19 protein-coding genes and 2 pseudogenes are annotated in these 18,295 nt (G+C 69.7%); all 21 read left to right on the plus strand.

Features of this window, described 5'->3' with window-relative positions:
• The first annotated feature begins 24 nt into the window (after positions 1 to 24).
• Positions 25 to 1,437, plus strand: a complete 1,413-nt coding sequence (gene proS, locus ACODT5_RS46775) for a proline--tRNA ligase (protein WP_389435148.1) — start codon at positions 25 to 27, stop codon at positions 1,435 to 1,437.
• 234 nt (positions 1,438 to 1,671) lie between these two features.
• Positions 1,672 to 2,268, plus strand: a complete 597-nt coding sequence (locus ACODT5_RS46780) for a hypothetical protein (RefSeq protein ID WP_243337678.1) — start codon at positions 1,672 to 1,674, stop codon at positions 2,266 to 2,268.
• A 203-nt stretch (positions 2,269 to 2,471) separates the two neighbouring features.
• Positions 2,472 to 2,915: a 30S ribosomal protein S16 gene (rpsP, locus tag ACODT5_RS46785; RefSeq protein ID WP_403712659.1), complete on the plus strand. Its 444-nt coding sequence runs from the start codon at positions 2,472 to 2,474 to the stop codon at positions 2,913 to 2,915.
• A 2-nt stretch (positions 2,916 to 2,917) separates the two neighbouring features.
• A complete protein-coding gene (locus ACODT5_RS46790; RefSeq protein WP_030011889.1) occupies positions 2,918 to 3,157 on the plus strand; it encodes an RNA-binding protein in 240 nt (79 codons plus the stop codon).
• A 79-nt stretch (positions 3,158 to 3,236) separates the two neighbouring features.
• Positions 3,237 to 3,815 (plus strand): ribosome maturation factor RimM, encoded by a 579-nt coding sequence (gene rimM, locus ACODT5_RS46795; RefSeq protein WP_422524929.1) that lies wholly within the window; start codon positions 3,237 to 3,239, stop codon positions 3,813 to 3,815.
• Positions 3,815 to 4,636, plus strand: coding sequence for a tRNA (guanosine(37)-N1)-methyltransferase TrmD (trmD, locus tag ACODT5_RS46800; protein WP_383942887.1), 822 nt, complete (start codon positions 3,815 to 3,817; stop codon positions 4,634 to 4,636). The genes rimM and trmD overlap by 1 nt, the downstream gene beginning before the upstream one ends.
• A gap of 134 nt (positions 4,637 to 4,770) precedes the next feature.
• Complete coding sequence (gene rplS / locus ACODT5_RS46805; RefSeq protein ID WP_112450506.1) at positions 4,771 to 5,121, plus strand: 50S ribosomal protein L19; 351 nt, start codon at positions 4,771 to 4,773, stop codon at positions 5,119 to 5,121.
• 44 nt (positions 5,122 to 5,165) lie between these two features.
• Entirely contained in the window at positions 5,166 to 5,906 is a 741-nt protein-coding gene (lepB, locus tag ACODT5_RS46810; protein ID WP_422524930.1) for a signal peptidase I, read from the plus strand.
• Positions 5,899 to 6,789 (plus strand): signal peptidase I, encoded by an 891-nt coding sequence (lepB, locus tag ACODT5_RS46815; RefSeq protein WP_422524931.1) that lies wholly within the window; start codon positions 5,899 to 5,901, stop codon positions 6,787 to 6,789. Before lepB (ACODT5_RS46810) ends, lepB (ACODT5_RS46815) begins: the two co-directional genes overlap by 8 nt.
• A 113-nt stretch (positions 6,790 to 6,902) precedes the next feature.
• Positions 6,903 to 7,817, plus strand: a complete 915-nt coding sequence (gene lepB, locus ACODT5_RS46820; protein ID WP_422524932.1) for a signal peptidase I — start codon at positions 6,903 to 6,905, stop codon at positions 7,815 to 7,817.
• Positions 7,818 to 7,921: 104 nt separating this feature from the next.
• Positions 7,922 to 8,641: a signal peptidase I gene (lepB, locus tag ACODT5_RS46825; protein ID WP_422524933.1), complete on the plus strand. Its 720-nt coding sequence runs from the start codon at positions 7,922 to 7,924 to the stop codon at positions 8,639 to 8,641.
• A complete protein-coding gene (locus ACODT5_RS46830; RefSeq protein WP_422524934.1) occupies positions 8,631 to 9,176 on the plus strand; it encodes an NUDIX hydrolase in 546 nt (181 codons plus the stop codon). The genes lepB (ACODT5_RS46825) and ACODT5_RS46830 overlap by 11 nt, the downstream gene beginning before the upstream one ends.
• 55 nt (positions 9,177 to 9,231) lie before the next feature.
• Positions 9,232 to 9,540 carry a DUF2469 domain-containing protein gene (locus ACODT5_RS46835; protein WP_005311352.1) on the plus strand — a complete coding sequence of 103 codons (309 nt, stop codon included), beginning with the start codon at positions 9,232 to 9,234 and terminating at the stop codon, positions 9,538 to 9,540.
• Positions 9,541 to 9,668: 128 nt separating this feature from the next.
• Positions 9,669 to 10,040 (plus strand): YraN family protein, encoded by a 372-nt coding sequence (locus tag ACODT5_RS46840; RefSeq protein WP_243337661.1) that lies wholly within the window; start codon positions 9,669 to 9,671, stop codon positions 10,038 to 10,040.
• Positions 10,040 to 11,149, plus strand: a pseudogene (locus ACODT5_RS46845) (YifB family Mg chelatase-like AAA ATPase); the annotation flags it as partial. The gene ACODT5_RS46840 and the pseudogene ACODT5_RS46845, both read left to right, overlap by 1 nt.
• A gap of 43 nt (positions 11,150 to 11,192) precedes the next feature.
• Positions 11,193 to 12,743, plus strand: coding sequence for an integrase (locus ACODT5_RS46850; RefSeq protein WP_422517340.1), 1,551 nt, complete (start codon positions 11,193 to 11,195; stop codon positions 12,741 to 12,743).
• Between the two features lie 101 nt (positions 12,744 to 12,844).
• Positions 12,845 to 14,674 (plus strand): hypothetical protein, encoded by a 1,830-nt coding sequence (locus ACODT5_RS46855; protein ID WP_422517341.1) that lies wholly within the window; start codon positions 12,845 to 12,847, stop codon positions 14,672 to 14,674.
• Positions 14,671 to 16,755 (plus strand): hypothetical protein, encoded by a 2,085-nt coding sequence (locus ACODT5_RS46860; RefSeq protein ID WP_422524935.1) that lies wholly within the window; start codon positions 14,671 to 14,673, stop codon positions 16,753 to 16,755. Before ACODT5_RS46855 ends, ACODT5_RS46860 begins: the two co-directional genes overlap by 4 nt.
• Positions 16,752 to 17,153, plus strand: a complete 402-nt coding sequence (locus ACODT5_RS46865) for an MreC domain-containing protein (RefSeq protein ID WP_422517344.1) — start codon at positions 16,752 to 16,754, stop codon at positions 17,151 to 17,153. The genes ACODT5_RS46860 and ACODT5_RS46865 overlap by 4 nt, the downstream gene beginning before the upstream one ends.
• Positions 17,154 to 17,246: 93 nt before the next feature.
• Positions 17,247 to 17,765, plus strand: a pseudogene (locus tag ACODT5_RS46870) (magnesium chelatase subunit ChlI family protein); the annotation flags it as partial.
• Positions 17,762 to 18,295 (plus strand): DNA-processing protein DprA (locus ACODT5_RS46875; RefSeq protein ID WP_422524936.1); only part of this gene is annotated, 534 nt, incomplete at its 3' end. The pseudogene ACODT5_RS46870 and the gene ACODT5_RS46875, both read left to right, overlap by 4 nt.

Raw genomic sequence — 18,295 nt, forward strand, 5'->3', positions numbered from 1 at the left:
TCCGGGCGCCGTACCATTCGCGCCATGGCAAAGGCACCCGTTCTCACCCCCCAGGCGGAGGATTTTCCCCGCTGGTACCAGGATCTGATCAACAAGGCCGAGCTGGCCGACAACGGTCCGGTCCGCGGCACGATGGTCATCCGGCCGTACGGCTACGGCCTGTGGGAGCGGATGCAGCAGGAGATGGACGCGCGCATCAAGGACGCGGGCGCCCAGAACGCGTACTTCCCGCTGTTCATCCCGCAGTCGTACCTGACGAGGGAAGCGGAGCACGTCGAGGGCTTCGCCCCCGAGCTCGCGATCGTCACGCACGGCGGCGGCAAGGAGCTCGACGAGCCGGTCGTCGTCCGGCCCACCTCCGAGACGATCATCAACGAGTACTTCTCCAAGTGGGTCCAGAGCTACCGCGACCTGCCCCTGCTGATCAACCAGTGGGCGAACGTGGTCCGCTGGGAGATGCGCCCGCGCGTGTTCCTCCGTACGAGCGAGTTCCTCTGGCAGGAGGGCCACACGGCCCACGTCACGTACGAGGACGCCCGCGACTACGCCGCCCGCATCCACACGGACGTGTACGGCGACTTCATGACCAACGTGCTCGGCATCGACGTCGTGCTCGGCCGCAAGACCGCCAAGGAGCGCTTCGCCGGCGCCATCAACACCCTCACCCTTGAGGGCATGATGGGCGACGGCAAGGCCCTGCAGCTCGGCACGAGCCACGAGCTCGGCACCAACTTCGCCAAGGCCTTCAACACGCAGTACCTGTCGAAGGAAGGCAAGCAGGAGCTCGTCTGGCAGACCTCGTGGGGCGTCTCCACCCGCATGGTCGGCGGCCTGATCATGTCGCACGGCGACGACAACGGCCTGCGGGTCCCGCCGCGCCTCGCGCACGTCCAGGTCGTCGTCATGGCGATCAAGGGCGACGAGGCCGTGGCGAAGGTCCGCGAGCTGGGCGCCCAGCTCAAGGCCGCGGGCCTGCGGGTGTTCGTCGACGACCGCGTCGACACCCCCTTCGGCCGCCGCGCCGTGGACTGGGAGCTCAAGGGCGTACCGGTCCGCGTCGAGATCGGCCCCCGCGACCTGGAGGCCGGCACCGCGATGCTGGCCCGCCGGATCCCGGGCGGCAAGGAGGCCGTGCAGATCTCCGACCTCGCCGCCCTGCTGCCCAAGGTGCTGGAGGAGGACCAGGAGCAGCTGCTGCGCGAGTCCCGCGAGCGCCGCATCTCCCGTACCTCCGACGTCTCGACCATCGAGGAGGCCGCCGAGGCCGCCATCGCCGGTGGCTGGGCGCGGATCCCGTGGGCCGACCTCGGCCCCGAGGGCGAGGCGAAGCTCGCCGAGCAGGCCGTGTCCGTACGCTGCCTGATCGCCGAGGACGGGTCGGTGCCGCAGGCGGACGACGCCCCCGGCAACCTCGCGATCGTCGCGCGCTCGTACTGACCGGGCCCGCCTGACGGCTCTCACGCCCCGGCGTGCGGCACCCGCCGCGCGCCGGGGACGTGCCCGTCATCACCCGTCGTCGCCTGTTGACGGGCCTCATTACGTACCGACTCCTCCTGAGATATGCGCACCCGTCCTCGTCGGGACGCATGAGACTGAACTGACTGGTACGTGCAAAAAATTTGGAATGGCCCGGAATCGGAACACCGGGGCACCCCGGCTCGTTGTCACGACGTGAGCACGACACCACCTGTTCTCGCCGCAGAGCTGGCGCAGGCGTGGGCCGATATTCAGCGGTACCACCCCGAGCTGCCTGACCTTGCCGCGCCCGAGTCCCTGATCGGAGAGTCCTCGTCCGCCTGCGGCGCCGAACTCTCCTTCGAGCGACTGCTGCACGAGGCAGTCCACGGCATCGCCGCAGCCCGCGGAGTGCGTGACACTTCGCGCGCAGGCCGCTACCACAACCGCAGGTTCCTCGCGATCGCCGAGGAGATGGGGCTGGACCACACCGACGAGCCGCACGCGAGCAGCGGCTTCTCCCTGGTCTCGCTCAATCCCGAGGCGAAGAAGCGCTACCGACCCACCATGGAGCGCCTCCAGCGCGCGCTGAAGGCCCACACGGTCGCCACGGCCGCCGACACCAAGCGCAGCTTCCGCGGTCCGGCCGCCCGGCACGGGTCCTCCGGCGGCGGCGTACGGGTCAAGGCGGTCTGCGACTGCGGGCGCAACGTGCGCGTGGTCCCGTCCGTGCTGGCTCAGGCCCCGATCGTGTGCGGAGGCTGTATGAAGCCCTTCCGCATCCCCGAAGTGGCCATCGCGGTGGCCTCCTGACCCGGCGGGTGGCCCCGGTCCATGCGGGCGCGACCTCCCGGCCGAGCGCGCCGCGGGCGTGTGGCACAATGGACAGCTGTACTCGACAGTCGCATAGGACCCCTCTCTCCTCCGGCTGACGCGTCCATCGGGCACCCGAGTACCGCAACCCCACGTGGCATCTCATGTGCCCAACCACGTCAAGTTCAGGAGACACCACTCCAGTGGCAGTCAAGATCAAGCTCAAGCGCCTCGGCAAGATTCGCCAGCCGCACTACCGCATCGTCGTCGCCGACGCCCGTACCCGTCGGGACGGTCGCGCGATCGAAGAGATCGGTATCTACCACCCGACGTACAACCCGTCGCGCATCGAGGTCAACGCCGAGCGTGCGCAGTACTGGCTGTCCGTCGGCGCCCAGCCCACCGAGGCTGTGCTCGCCATCCTGAAGCTCACCGGTGACTGGCAGGCGCACAAGGGCCTTCCGGCCCCCGCGCCGCTGCTGCAGCCGGCGACGAAGGAGAACAAGCGTCGCACCTTCGACGAGTTCGCCAAGGCCCTCGAGGGCATCGGCGAGGGCAAGGGCGAAGCCATCACCCAGAAGGCGAAGAAGGCCGACAAGAAGGCGGACGAGGCTGAGGCCGAGACCGCCGAGTCGACCGAGGCCTGAGCATGCTCGAGGAGGCTCTTGAGCACCTCGTGAAGGGCATCGTGGACAACCCCGACGAAGTGCAGGTCGCCTCGCGCAACCTGCGCCGCGGGCAGGTGCTGGAGGTCCGGGTCCACCCCGACGACCTCGGCAAGGTGATCGGCCGCAACGGCCGCACCGCACGTGCTCTGCGTACCGTCGTGGGCGCCATCGGCGGCCGGGGGATCCGCGTCGACCTCGTCGACGTGGACCAGGTCCGCTGAGAAGTTGATACACCGGCACGGGCCGGGGAGGGCATTCGTGCCCGCCCCGGCCCGTCGTCGTCTGAACAGGAGAAATGCAGTGGAGCTGGTAGTCGCGCGGATCGGCCGCGCCCACGGGATCAAGGGTGAGGTCACCGTCGAGGTGCGGACCGACGAGCCCGAGCTGCGGCTCGGGCCCGGCGCCGTGCTCCGGACGGACCCGGCGTCGGCGGGACCGCTGACGGTCGAGACGGGCCGGGTGCACAGCGGGAGGCTCATGCTGCGCTTCGCCGGGGTCAAGGACCGCACCGGCGCCGAGGCGCTGCGCAACATCCTGCTCATCGCCGACGTGGACCCGGCGGAGCTGCCGGCCGAGGACGACGAGTACTACGACCACCAGCTGATGGACCTCGACGTGGTCCTCGAGGACGGCACCGCGATCGGCCGGATCACCGAGATCTCGCACCTGCCCTCGCAGGACCTGTTCATCGTCGAGCGGCCGGACGGCACCGAGGTGATGATCCCCTTCGTCGAGGAGATCGTCGCCGAGATCGACCTCGACGAGCAGCGCTGCGTCATCACCCCGCCGCCCGGTCTCATCGACGAGCGCGAGGCGATCGTCGTCTCCACCCGCGACGAGGAAGCCGCGGAGCCGGAGTCGGACGGGGAAGACGCCTGATGCGTCTCGACGTCGTCACGATCTTCCCCGAGTACCTGGAGCCGCTCAACGTCTCCCTGGTCGGCAAGGCCCGGGCGCGCGGCCAGCTCGACGTACACGTCCACGACCTGCGGGACTGGACGTACGACCGGCACAACACGGTGGACGACACCCCGTACGGCGGCGGTCCCGGCATGGTCATGAAGACCGAGCCCTGGGGCGAGGCCCTGGACGCGGCGCTGGCCGACGGCTACGAGGCGGGCGCGCACGGGCCCGTCATCGTCGTCCCCACCCCCAGCGGCCGGCCGTTCACCCAGGAACTGGCCGTCGAGCTCTCCGAGCGCCCCTGGCTGATCTTCACCCCGGCCCGGTACGAGGGCATCGACCGCCGGGTCATGGACGAGTACGCCACGCGCCTCCCGGTCTACGAGGTGTCCATCGGCGACTACGTCCTGGCCGGCGGCGAGGCGGCCGTCCTGGTGGTCACCGAGGCCGTGGCCCGGCTGCTGCCCGGGGTGCTCGGCAACGCCGAATCGCACCGCGACGACTCCTTCGCGCCCGGAGACATGGCCAACCTGCTGGAGGGGCCCGTCTACACCAAGCCCCCGGAGTGGCGCGGCCACGGGATCCCGGACGTGCTGGTCAGCGGCCACCACGGCAAGATCGCCCGGTGGCGCCGCGACGAGGCCTTCCGCCGCACGGCGGCCAACCGCCCGGACCTGATCGAGCGCTGCGAGGCCTCCGCCTTCGACAAGAAGGACCGCGAGCTGCTGAGCATCCTCGGCTGGAAGCCGTCCCCCGACGGCCGATTTTGGCGCAGGCCCCAGCCCGTGGAAGAATAGGCGGCTGCTGTGTGCTCGCGGACGCCCCTGCCACAGGGGGACCGTCGCCCGCCGGGTCCCACAGCTCCCGAATTCTCTCCGGAAACCCCGCATCGGCGACCTGTGGCGTCATGCGAAGAAAGCAGACGAATCTCATGTCTCACCTGCTCGATGGCGTCAACGCCGCCACCCTGCGCTCGGACCTCCCGGCCTTCCGCCCGGGTGACACCGTCAACGTTCACGTCCGCGTGATCGAGGGCAACCGCTCCCGTATCCAGCAGTTCAAGGGTGTCGTCATCCGCCGTCAGGGCGCGGGCGTCTCCGAGACCTTCACCGTCCGCAAGGTCTCCTTCAGCGTCGGCGTGGAGCGTACCTTCCCGGTCCACTCCCCGATCTTCGAGAAGATCGAGCTCGTCACCCGCGGTGACGTGCGTCGCGCCAAGCTGTACTTCCTCCGTGAGCTCCGCGGCAAGGCCGCGAAGATCAAGGAGAAGCGCGACCGCTGATCTGCTCCCGGAGTTCAGGGGAAGGCCGGATAGGCTCGCCCCCGATGGACACCGAAGCACCTCACACGCAGCGCGGCCACTCTTCCCCCGACGAGGGGGAGGAGAGGTCGCGCTTCGTGCTTTCCGGAACGGGGCCCGCCCAGGCCGGCTGGCTGACCTGGCGGCGCGCCGGGCTGATCGGCGTGGCCTGCACCGTCTTCCTGCTGCTGTTCAGCAATTTCGTGCTCCAGCCCTTCCTGATCCCGAGCCGCTCGATGGAGCCCACGCTCGCCGTCGGGGACCGGGTGCTGGTCAACAAGCTGGCGTACCGTTTCGGCGGCGCCCCGGAGCGCGGGGACGTCGTGGTCTTCGACGGCACGGGCTCCTTCGTACGGGAGGCCCCGGACGGCAATCCGGTCGGCGACGCCCTGCGCGGGGCGGCCTCGGCGCTCGGACTGGCCGAGCCCGCGGACTCCGATTTCGTGAAGCGGGTCGTGGGCGTCGGCGGCGACGACGTGGTGTGCGACGAGAACGGCCGGATCAAGGTCAACGGGGTGCCGCTGGACGAGCCGTACCTCTTCCCCGGAGACTCGGGATCGAGGGTGCCGTTCCGTGTCGTCGTACCCCTTGGGACCCTGTGGGTCATGGGTGACCATCGTTCCCAGTCCCGGGACTCCCGGGACCACCTGGGGGAGCCGGGCGGGGGGATGGTGCCGGTGGAGAAGGTGATCGGGCGGGCCGACTGGATCGGCTGGCCGCTCTCGCGCTGGGGTGAGACGGGTTCCACGGGTGGTGGCCGTGGGTAGCCGCGGGCGCCCGCGCGGCGACGGGTACGCATACGAAGACGACGACCGGGACGCCGCCGCGCGCGACCCGGAGCCGGTGCAGGACGCGCCGGCCGAGCCCCCGGAGCCCGGCGGCCGGGCCGAACGGCGTCGCCTCGCCCGCCGGGTCCGACGCAGACGGCGTACCCGCCGGGCGGGGGAGCTGCCGCTGCTCGTGGTGGTCGCGCTGTGCATCGCCCTGATCCTCAAGACCTTCCTCGTCCAGGCCTTCTTCATCCCGTCGGGCTCCATGGAGCAGACGATCCGGATCGGCGACCGGGTCCTGGTCGACAAGCTCACCCCGTGGTTCGGCTCCGAGGTCGAGCGGGGAGACGTGGTCGTGTTCAAGGACCCGGGAGGCTGGCTGGGCGGCGAGAGCGTCCAGCCCGCCGAGGACCCGGTGGGGATCAAGCAGATCAAGCAGACCCTCACCTTCATCGGCCTGCTGCCCTCGGCGAACGAACAGGACCTGATCAAGCGCGTCATCGCCGTCGGCGGGGACAGCGTGAAGTGCTGCGACGCCCGGGGCCGGGTCAGCGTCAACGGATCGCCGCTCGACGAGCCGTACGTGAACCCGGGCAACGTGCCCTCGGAGATCCGCTTCGAGGTGCGGGTGCCCGCCGGGCGGATCTTCGTCATGGGCGACCACCGGGCGAACTCCGCCGACTCCCGCTACCACCTCGACGAGGCCTTCCACGGCACGATCGACGTGGAGGACGTGGTCGGCGAAGCCGTGGTGATCGCCTGGCCCGTCGGGCACTGGCACCGGCTGGAACAGCCCGCCACCTTCCGCATGGTTCCCGACCAGGCGCGCGGCGGTCGCCGCGCGCCCCGTAGGCGCCGGGGCGGCTCCTCGTTCGCATAGTGTGTCCTTGGTCTCCCGCGCCTTCGGGAACTCCCGCTCGTTAGGGGAGGGGAGGGCCCGTGGCTCATCAGGGCCGGGCGTCGATTTCCGAACGAGGAGTGGATGTGGGGGACGTGGCGGTTGGTGCACGGTCCGGACGCGACGAGGGCGGCGAGGAGCCGAAAGACTCCTCCGGGTTCGATGCCGTCGAGAACGACGGCGACGCGCAGGACGGCACCGCGGCACGCCCGCACCGATCGTTCTGGAAGGAGCTTCCGCTCCTGGTCGGCATCGCCCTGCTGCTCGCTCTGCTGATCAAGACCTTCCTGGTGCAGGCGTTCTCGATCCCCTCCGACTCGATGCAGAACACCCTGCAGCGCGGCGACCGGGTGCTCGTGGACAAGCTGACGCCGTGGTTCGGATCGGAGCCCGAGCGCGGCGAGGTCGTGGTCTTCCACGACCCGTCGAACTGGCTGAGCGGGGAGCCCACCCCGGAGCCCAACATCGCGCAGAAGGCCCTCAGCTGGATCGGCCTCATGCCGTCCGCCGAGGAGAAGGACCTGATCAAGCGGACGATCGCCATCGGCGGTGACACGGTCGAGTGCAAGAAGGGGGGACCGGTCATCGTCAACGGCAAGGAGCTCGACGAGCCGTACATCTTCCCCGGCAACACCCCGTGCGACGACTTCCCCTTCGGTCCGCTCACCGTGCCCAAGGGCAAGATCTGGGTGATGGGTGACCACCGGCAGAACTCGCAGGACTCCCGCTACCACCAGCAGGACCCCACCCAGGGCTTCGTGCCCGTCAGCGATGTCGTCGGACGCGCCGTGGTGGTCGCCTGGCCGATCACCCGCTGGTCCACCCTGCCGGTTCCGGACACCTACGACCAGCCGGGCATCGGCACGCAGACCAAGGCCACCGCGCTCGGTCTGGACGCCGCCGGGCTGGCGCCGGTCGGGCTCGGCCCCGCCGCGCTCGGGTTCGCCGGCGCGGTGCCGGTCGTGCTGTGGCGCAGGCGGAGGCTGACCGCGGGGCGTACCGACAGGTAGGGTGCCGCCCAGGTCGACGATCTCCGAGTGTGGGGGCGCTTGCAATGGGCGGAACACGAGCAATACGAGCAGGTGACGGCGATGGCCGCGGTGCTCTCGGCAGCATGCTGTCGGGAGTCGCCGTGGCCATCGGCTTTGTGCTCTTCCTGGGCGGGTTCGTGTGGGGAGCCGTCGTGTACCAGCCGTACACGGTGCCGACCGACTCGATGATGCCCACCGTGAAGCCCGGAGACCGGGTGCTGGCGCAGCGCATCGCGGGCGGGGACGTGCGCCGCGGGGACGTGGTGATCTTCAAGGACGAGCAGTGGAGCGATTCGCCGATGGTCAAGCGGGTCGTCGGCGTCGGCGGGGACACGGTCAAGTGCTGCGGTGACGGCGGCCGGCTCACGGTCAACGGCAAGGTGCTGGACGAGCCGTACATCGAGGTGGACGCGCTCGACGTGGAGGGTGGTGCTCCGGCCGGGCCCGCCTCCCGGACGCCGTTCGAGGTGACGGTGCCGGAGGGCAATCTCTTCCTGCTCGGAGACCGGCGCGGAGCCTCGCTGGACTCCCGGGCCCACCTGGCGGAGGCCGGACAGGGGACCGTGGCCCGCTCGGCGGTGACGGGCCGCGTCGACGCCCTCGCGTGGCCCGACATGGCGATGCTGGAGCGGCCCAAGGCCTACGCCGCCCTGCCCGGTGGGACCTCGGCACCGGGGCCGCTGCTGCTCCAGGTGACCGCGGTGGTGGCCGGTGCCGCCCTGGTGGTGCTCGGAGCCGCGTACGGGCCGTTCGCACGGGTTCTCGGGCGCGGGCGGAGGCAGGAGCGGGCCGATGTCCGCTGACGCCGCGGCGGGGCCGGGGGCCGGCTCCGGGGCGGAAGGGCCGGGCGGGCCGGCAGGGCCGCGGAAGGTGGCGCGGGTGATCCTGCTGGACCCCGATGACCGGATCCTGCTGATGCACGGCTTCGAGCCGGGAGACCCGGCGGACGACTGGTGGTTCACTCCGGGCGGCGGTCTGGAAGGGGCCGAGACCCGGGAACAGGCCGCGCTCCGCGAGCTCGCGGAGGAGACCGGGATCACCGACGTGGAGCTGGGGCCGGTGCTGTGGCACCGCTACTGCTCGTTCCCCTTCGGCGGGCGCCGCTGGGAGCAGGACGAGTGGTACTTCCTGGCCCGGACGACCCAGACGGCGACCGTGCTGGGAGGCCTCACCGAGCTGGAGCGCCGCAGTGTCTCGGGCACCAGGTGGTGGACCTCCGAGGAACTTCTTGCGGCCCATGAGACGGTGTACCCGACCAGACTCGCAGAGCTGCTCCGCACGCTGCTCGACGACGGTCCCCCGGGTGCGCCCGTGAACCTGGCCCCGGAAATCGTTTAGGGGCGCACGGGCCTGGCGCACAATAGGGGGACGCACGGCTGAAGGGGAACATGCCATGAGTGCCGAGGACCTCGAGAAGTACGAGACCGAGATGGAGCTGAAGCTCTATCGCGAGTACCGCGACGTCGTCGGGCTGTTCAAGTACGTGATCGAGACCGAACGCCGTTTCTACCTCACCAACGACTACGAGATGCAGGTGCACTCGGTGCAGGGGGAGGTCTTTTTCGAGGTCTCGATGGCCGACGCGTGGGTCTGGGACATGTACAGACCGGCTCGGTTCGTGAAGCAGGTGCGGGTGCTGACCTTCAAGGACGTGAACATCGAGGAGCTCAACAAGAGCGATCTCGAACTTCCTGGCAGCTGATTCCCTCACGGTCCGCCTCGCCGTTTTCCTCGCCGGGGTGACGGCGTTGTCCACATCGCCCCGGCTGTCCACCAAGATCCACAGGGCGGACGGGGACGCGGGATCGTCGGTGCCGGAGGTGGTGCCGGATGAACGCGAAGGGCGTGGCACAGCAGGCATTGGGGCGGTACGGCGAGGACCTCGCGACGCGGCGGCTCACCGAGGCCGGGATGACCGTGATCGCGCGGAACTGGCGGTGTCGCGGCGGGGAGATCGACATCGTCGCCCGGGACGGGGACGCCCTCGTCGTGTGCGAGGTCAAGACCCGGCGGGCGGGGGAGTTCGAACATCCCATGGCCGCGCTGCGGCCCGCCAAGGCCGAGCGCTTGCGCAGGCTCGCCGGGCGCTGGCTGGCCGACCACGGGGGACCACCCCCGGGCGGGGTGCGCATCGACCTCGTCGGGGTCCTCCTGCCGCGGCGCGGCGGGCCCGTGGTGGAGCACGTCAGGGGGGCGGCCTGATGGGGTTCGCACGGGCCTGCTCGGTCGCCCTCGTGGGCGTCGACGGCGTGGTGGTGGAGGTCCAGGCCGACCTGGAGCCCGGGGTCGCCACCTTCTCCCTGGTGGGGCTCCCCGACAAGACCCTGGTCGAGAGCCGGGACAGGGTCCGGGCGGCCGTGGTGAATTCGGGCGCCGCCTGGCCGCAGAAGAAGCTCACCGTCGGCCTCAGCCCGGCGTCCGTCCCGAAGGGCGGCGCGGGCTTCGACCTGGCCGTGGCGGCGGCCGTGCTGGGTGCCGCCGAGGTGGTCGACCCCAAAGTGATCGCCGATCTCGTCCTCATCGGGGAGCTGGGGCTGGACGGCCGGGTGCGTCCCGTCCGCGGGATCCTGCCGGCCGTGCTCGCCGCCGCCGAGGCCGGATACCGGCATGTCGTGGTCCCGCAGCAGTGCGCGGCCGAGGCCATGCTCGTCCCGGACGTCTCGGTGCTCGGCGTACGCAGCCTGCGGCAGCTGATCGCGGTGCTCACCGAGGGGGAGGTCCCCGAGGAGGATCCCCCGGATCCGTCCGGGCGCCCGGACCCGATGCTCGCCGGGCTGGTCGTCCCCGGCGCCGGACTCGGCACGGGGGTGGCCCGCGACGGCGACGGGCGGGACTTCCCCGACCTCGCCGACGTCGCCGGACAGCACGCGGCACGCCGCGCCCTGGAGGTGGCGGCCGCCGGTGGCCACCACCTCTTCCTGAGCGGACCGCCGGGCGCGGGCAAGACGATGATGGCCGAGCGGATCCCCTGGATCATGCCCCCGCTCACCCGACAGGACTCCCTGGAGGTCACGGCCGTCCACTCGGTCGCGGGAATCCTGCCCCCGGGCGAACCGCTCGTCGCCCGGCCCCCGTACTGCGCCCCGCACCACTCGGCGACCATGCAGTCCCTCGTCGGGGGCGGAGCCGGTGTGGCCAGGCCCGGAGCGGTGTCCCTGGCCCATCGGGGGGTGCTGTTCCTGGACGAAGCCGCGGAGTTCAGCACCAAGGCCCTGGACGCCCTGAGGCAGCCCCTCGAAGCGGGACACGTGGTCATCGCCCGGGCCGCCGGGGTGGTACGGCTGCCGGCCCGGTTCCTGATGGTGCTGGCTTGTGCACGCTTGGTCAGTGTCCAGGTAGCTGTACGGTCCGCGGGTGCTGAGACAAGATGCCTGGTCGGTCCACTACAGCTCTCGGGACCTGCCGCAGCCGGAGCCACAGCCCTGGCACCTGCGCTTTTCACCGGATGAGTGGGAGCTGTGGCTTGATGACCTGGGCATTCCTGACGGGACGCCGTACCTGTTGTCGCCTTGCTTCGTCTACGACACGGACCTGAACTCGTACTTCCATCAGGTGAACCTCATGGAAGGCCCGCTGAACAGCCAGCTCAACCGGGCGTCGGCCCTCTGCAGGAGCCTGAACTTCCTGCACTGGAGCCGTGGTGGCAAGGGTTGGCGGGATGCGACAGAGGCCGACCACACGGCCTACCACTACTGGCGGCGACGTGATCCAGGCGGGCCACGCATCGACGGCGATACGTGGAGCCAGGAGGTCACGCACTTGCAGCACTTCTACCTCTACGCGAAGAAGAAGCTGTGGGTGCCGGAGGTGCCGATCCCGCAGCGGCCCCGACGTGATGGCCAGCACGAGGCGGCAAGGGGTCGCAGGCGCCGTTCCAAGCCGGATCCCACGCAGGACACGGTGCCGGCGAGCTACGCCCACGACGTGGGCGGCGAAGTCCTTGAGTGGCTGCCCGCGCCGTCCTACCGACGCTGGCGGGACGTCGGCATCCTCGGCTACGACCGTGAGGGCCTGCCCCGGGACAATTTCCGTGGTCGGTGGGCTCCACGCAACGGGACCTTCACCGACTCGACGGTCCGCACCGGCCTACGGCTGGAGGAACAGGCCAGCCGCCTCACTCTCGAAGTCCCCACCGGTCCCGGCCCGGCCGGCTACAGCAAGTCCTGGCTGCCCAAGGCGATCGCGAAGCGAAACTCGGCACGCTGGGTCTATGAGCCGGCCTCGGTCCGCCGGGACCTGACGGCCTACGCGACCGAGGACCGTCGATGGGTTATCGAGGAGGCCCGGGACGCGGGCCGCTACGACAGGATCCGCCGGCCGATCGTGATCTTCGATCCGGAGCGGCCACACCTGGCCCAGTACTCGAGCGGGATCAACCGCGGCGAGAAAGTCGACGTCCGGCTGCTCGACCCGCGCGAGCGTCAGCGGCTGCTGATCGACGCTGAGCACGGCTTGGAGCCCGCGATGTTCTGGCTCGGCGAGAGCGGCATGCCGTTGTCCTTATCGACTTGGAAGGACATGTTCACCGACGCCAACCGGAGGTGCGAGGAACAAGGTCTCGACCTCCGGGCTCACGCCCATCTTCTGCGGCACACGTTCGCCGTCATCACCCTTGAGCAACTCCAGCGCGGGCACATTGCTGCCCTCGGCGACATGAACCCGGCACAGCGGCTGCACTACCAGCGGATCTTCGGCGACCCGTTGGACTGGGTCCGGCGCCGGCTCGGGCACGCCTCGATTCTGTCGACCTTGATCTATCTGCACGCCTTGCAGGAACTGGAGATGGAGACCCGTATGGCTCTGGTCCCCGATACCTGGGAGGACCCACGCGACACGACGGTCGACGTCCTCGGGGACGAGACCCCGCCCGCGGGCCTGCCCGCCGAGCTCGGGGAGAAGGTATGACCCGCCGAGGCCGCGGCAGCACCGGACCAGGCCGTCCGTCCGCCCTTCCGCCAGACGGCTACGAAGCGCCCCCACCGGTCCGCGAAGAGACGTCGGGCAGGTTGGTGGTCGACTTCCATGGCGATGACAAACGTCGCGCCAGCTATGACCTCGGGAAATTGCCGTCGCCGGGATGGCATCCGTTGCTGGCCGAAGCTCTGGCTCTGCGAATTGGCCCCAGCGGTGACGTCCGCACCCTTTCGGGCAGCAAGACGAGCTGGCGGGCTTGCGCCAACTGGGCCCAGTTCCTCTCCAAAACGGATCCGATTCCATCCGCTCCTGAGGAACTCACCCGAGCTCACGTCGATGCTTTCCACGACCGCACCGATGCGTCACCGCACACGAGATACAACGACATGCGGGAAATGCAACTCCAGTTCGCAGACGTCCATCTGAAAGGCCGACTGCCCGAGGACGCCTGGGACGCCCTCAAACGGCGGCTGACCAAACCGAAGCGAGTGCCAGTCGGCGGATACTCGGATGGCGAGTTCGAGAGGCTGATCGCTGCCGCCCGAACGGACACGGCCCGCATCGTCCGGCGCATGCGCTCCGGCGAAGAACTCGTACGGCGCTGGCACGACGAGCGAGATGCGTTGGAGCCAGAGCAGCATTCGCTGGCCGAGGTCCTCGCCGGCATGGCCGCCTCCGGCGAGGTCCCCATGTTGACGGGCGGGCCCAGCAGTCGGCACCGGCGGGCCGTTCTCGCATCACATTTGCACTTGACCTGGCAGGACGTGTCTCCCCTGTTGGCCCTTCTGGCCCTGGTCACCGAACGCAACGGCGAGACCCTCAAAGAACTCCCAGTCCGGCATCGGAGGCTGGAGGACCGGGCAATCGAGCTCGTGTTGGTGAAACGCCGGAAGGGAACCAAGCGCTGGTTCGAGACCGTGACCTGGGAGATCGGGCCGAAGGGCCGTGAACTTCATACGCCTGGCGGCCTCTATCTGCTCTTACTCGAGCTGACGGCACGCAGTCGTGCGGCCTGCGGTTCATCTTCGGCCTTCTGCGTCTGGCGCAATGTCCCCCAGGGCGCCGGGAGGGTGGTCGAGCACTTCGCCCCCTTTGAGATCGACCTCAGCCACGGCTCGGCCTCTTCCATGACGAAGTGGGCGGCAGCCCGAACGAAACCCCTCCTCGCGGACCCGAAGCCTGCCACCAAAACGAAGAATGACCAGGTCAAAGACGTGACGGTCGAGGCGGCTGGCAAGGCGTCTCCCGCTGGCCCGGCGCCGCTCAAAGTGACCTTCAACAGGATCAAGACCAGCGTCGACGCCCGCCGCACCAAACAGCTCGGAGGGCATCTCCCCTCGGCAGCGAAGAGCAACACGGCTCAAGTGCTGTTCACGAACTATCTGCAACCAGATGAAAACACCCGCGACTGGGCTGAAGAGGTGGTCTCCGAGGCCCTCGCAGATGCCGAACAGGCGGCTTGGGACGCTCACGCGACCGCCGTCGGACGCCGAGGCGAACCCACCGTGATCCCGACAGCAGAGTCACCACAGCAACTTGAACAGGCCGGACTTCCCGCGACGACCGCCCGCGACCTCGCCGACGGCGCACTGGACACCGCCTGGACGGCCTGCAAGGACCATGACCAGCACCCAGAAACCGGTGCTACCTGCGACGACTCATTCCTCGCCTGCTTCCACTGCGGAAACTGCCTGGTCACCCGCACCCACCTGCCCAAGCTTCTGGGCCTGCTGGAGGGCTTGGGCGCGATGCGGCAGCGCATGAGTGAGGACGCCTGGTGGGATCGCTACGGGCCCGCCTGGGTCGCGATCAAGCGCGACATCCTCTCGAAGTTCACACCGGCCGAAGTCGACAAAGAGCGCCAGCAGCCCCTGCCCGACGCCCTCCTCGACCTGGTCGAAGCACCCTGGGATCAGCCATGAGTACCGCCACCTTCGCGCGTCACCCAGAGGTCGTCTCTCTCGAGGACCCGTACGTCCTGCACGGCCGCCCGCTGAAGAGCGGGATTCACCTGCAGGACACTTCCCGCTACAGCCACGACGTCTGGCGGCTGACGCCCGCTGGGCTCAAAGCGCACGAGAAGGCTCAGATCCTCAACTTCCCCACCCTCCCGCAGCGATTTCGCCCAGCTGCCAAGCGCCTCTTCTATGCGCTCTTGTCTCTGGAAGCGCCCGACGGTGAGGACTCTCCGCGGATTTCCACCATCCGCGGAGAGTTCACCGGGCTCAAGCGGTTCTTGAAGTGGCTCGACCGCCGGTGGTCACCAGAGCGGAACGAGCTGGCTGAACTCTCACCCGGCGACCTCGACGACTACCGCAGGCATCTCCTTGCCGTCTTCCCGAACAACCGCACACAGCGTTCGCAGCTCCGTGGGGTTCTGCGATTGCTCTGGCGATGGCGGAGGCATCTCGGTGAGCACGGCTTGCGGTTCGATCCCCTCGGCCTCGACGGCTGGAGCGAATCGAAGCAGGTCCGCCAGGGCGACAATGAGACCGACCGCCTCCCCGAGGAAGTTCTCGGCCCTCTGCTGGTCTGGGCCCTGCGGTTCATCGACGACTTCGCCCCCGACATCCTCGACGCCGACCAGCAATGGCGCCGAAACCGCGCAAGGCGCCCTCGTCCCCGTCACCTGCGCAGGAATCTCGGGGCACGGTTACAGCGGCTGCTTCGGAACTACGTCTCCGCCGGCCGGCCGCTGCCGGGCTGGCACGGGCAACCGAGCCTTACCCATCTAGCCCACCTCGTTGGCTGCCACCACTCCGCTCTGTCCTGGTATCGCCAGGCTCTCGACGAAGCAGCGGCGATCGTCGGCGTCACCGAGAGCACGTTCATCGAGAGCGTCCAAGGAAGGCTGGGCGAGAAGCCCTGGATTACCTCGATCAGCACTCATCACAACTCGGCCAACAGCCTCGCTCGGCTTGCCCGTCATCTGCAGATCGCCTGCTACATCGTGATCGCCTTCCTCAGTGGCATGCGGGACTCCGAGATCAAGCACCTCAAGCGCGGATGCCTGGAGATCAAATGCGACGAGGACGGCCGCCCCTACCGTTGGAAGCTCAACAGCCTGGCCTTCAAGGGTGAGGAAGACGTCGCTGGCGTTCCGGCGACCTGGACCGTCAACGCGACGGTCGCCCGCGCCATCGGGATGCTCGAACAGCTTCAGCCGACAGCTCGGGACTACCTCTTCGCAGCCCTTCCCCACGGCGCCGGAAACAAGACGGGCGCAAACAAGGCGCTGGGCACTCTGGCGACCAACCTGCAGCTCAATGCGTTCACCGCTTTCGTGAACCGACTCTGCACCGAAGGCGACCACCCCGACATCATCCCGGCCGGCCAGGGTTACAAGATCAAACTGAAGACCAGCCACTTCCGACGCACTCTGGCCTGGTTCATCGCCCGGCGCCCCGGCGGCGTCATCGCTGGCGCCCTGCAATACCGCCACCACAGCATCCAGATGTTCGAAGGCTATGCAGGAACCAGTGACTCAGGGTTCCGGGCCGAGGTCGAGAGCGAGCAGGCCATCGCCCGCGGCGAGGTCTACATGGAAATGATCGATGCCCATCAGCACCTCGGCCTCGCCGGGCCCTCGGCTGAAGAGGCCGCACGACGCCTTCAGAACTTCGGTGACCGGGCCCAGTTCCAGGGGCAGGTCGCCAAAGACAAGCACCGCATCAGGAGAATCATGAAAAGGCACGATCCTGCTGTCTATCCCGGTGAGTACATCACCTGCGTCAACGACCCCGCCAAGGCCCTTTGCGAGAAGGCCCGGCGCGGCAACAGCGAAGGGCTCCCCTCTCACGGAGGCTGTCTCCCCTTGGCCTGCCGGAATGTTGCGCTCACCCCGGAGAACGTTGCCGCCTGGCAGCGCGAGGTTGCCCGCATCGACAAGCGCCTTGCCTCTCGGCCGATGCTGGCGCCCCGCCTCCGGGAACTCCTGCAGGGCCGCCGCGGCGAGGTCGTGGAGTTCTTGACCTCGAACGGACAGGAAGCTGTCCCGTCATGACTCGCCGAGTCCCCGACCTGCCCGAGGCCCTCGTCCGCAAGCACCTGCAGCAGGTGCTGGACGCTTGCGGGGAAGACAACAGCAGGCCCAGTGTCCTCATGCTGGCCCGCCGTCTCGGTCTGACCAACACCACCTTCCGCCGCCGCTATCCGGAGATCGCCCGCGAGATCTCCGAGCACCGGACGGCCCCCGCGGCACCGCGAGGCGGCCCGACCGAGCACGACAGGCTCGTCGCGCGCAATGCGAAGCTCCGCCGGCGAAATCGCGATCTGACCGGTCAGCTCGCCTTGGCCGCAGCACAAGTCCAGCACCTCGCTCTTCGGAACGAGCGCCTCAAGGAAGCGTTGGAAGCGGCCTCCCGCGTTACGAACATCCGCCAAAAGCCCCGGCTTCGCTGAACAGCAACCACCAGGAGCTGTGCTAAGTGCCACCACCCCGCGGACAGACCCGAGAGGAACGGTCAATGGTCAGTACTGAACAGCGGCTACAAGCTGGCCGCCAACCCCTGTCCCTGCGGGCGGCACACCCTGCACGGGACCGGCTGCGACTGCCCGGCCTCGGTGATCCGCCGCTACCAGGCCCGGCTGTCGGGGCCGCTGCTGGACCGGGTGGACCTGCGCGTGGAGGTCGAGCCGGTCACCCGCTCCGATCTGCTGGGGCGCGGGGGCCGCGGCGAAGCCACGGCGGTGGTGGCCGCACGGGTCCGGGAGGCCCGTGACCGGGCGGCGGCCCGGCTCGACGGCACGCCCTGGCGGCTCAACGCGGAAGTCCCGGGCCACGAGCTGCGGACCCGCTGGCCGGCCGCCCCGGGTGCACTGGCCCAGGCCGAGCGGGACCTGGAGCGCGGCCTGCTGACCGCGCGGGGGCTCGACCGGGTGCTCCGGGTCGCCTGGACGGTGGCCGACCTGAGGAGCCGGGACCGCCCCGACGCCCTGGACGTGGCCGTCGCCCTCGAACTGCGCACCGGAATCGCCCGCGGTGCCGCCGCGCACCTGGACGCCGCCTCATGACCGCCGCGGTGCCGGCCCCGGTACCCGGCCCGGCATCCGGCCCGGGGGCGGAGGCGGAGCCCGCGGGCGAGGTGCTCGCGCGGGCCGCCCTCACCCGGGTCCTGGAGCCCGGGGAGGAACACGGAGGGCGCTGGCTGCGGGCGTTCGGGGCCGTCGGGCTGATACGGCTGCTGACCGGGCCCGCGCCGGAGCCCGGGGCGCTGACCGGAGTCGGCGGCGAGCGGCTCGCCGGATACCGCCGCCGGGCCGCGTCGGCCGACCCCCGGCGGGACCTGGAGGCCGCCGCCGAGACCGGGGGCCGGTTCGTCTGCCCCGGGTCGGCGGAGTGGCCGAGTCAGCTGGACGACCTCGGTGACGCCCGGCCCGTCGGGCTGTGGGTGCGGGGCAGGCCGAGCCTGCGGACCTGGGCCCTGCGCTCCGTGGCGGTGGTCGGGGCCCGCGCGTGCACCCCGTACGGGGCACACATGGCCCAGAGCCTGGCCGGTGAACTCGCCGAGCGCGGGTGGGTGGTGGTCTCGGGCGCCGCCTAC

The organism is Streptomyces tatrensis, assembly GCF_049310065.1.
In the GTDB taxonomy this organism is placed as follows: Bacteria; Actinomycetota; Actinomycetes; order Streptomycetales; family Streptomycetaceae; genus Streptomyces.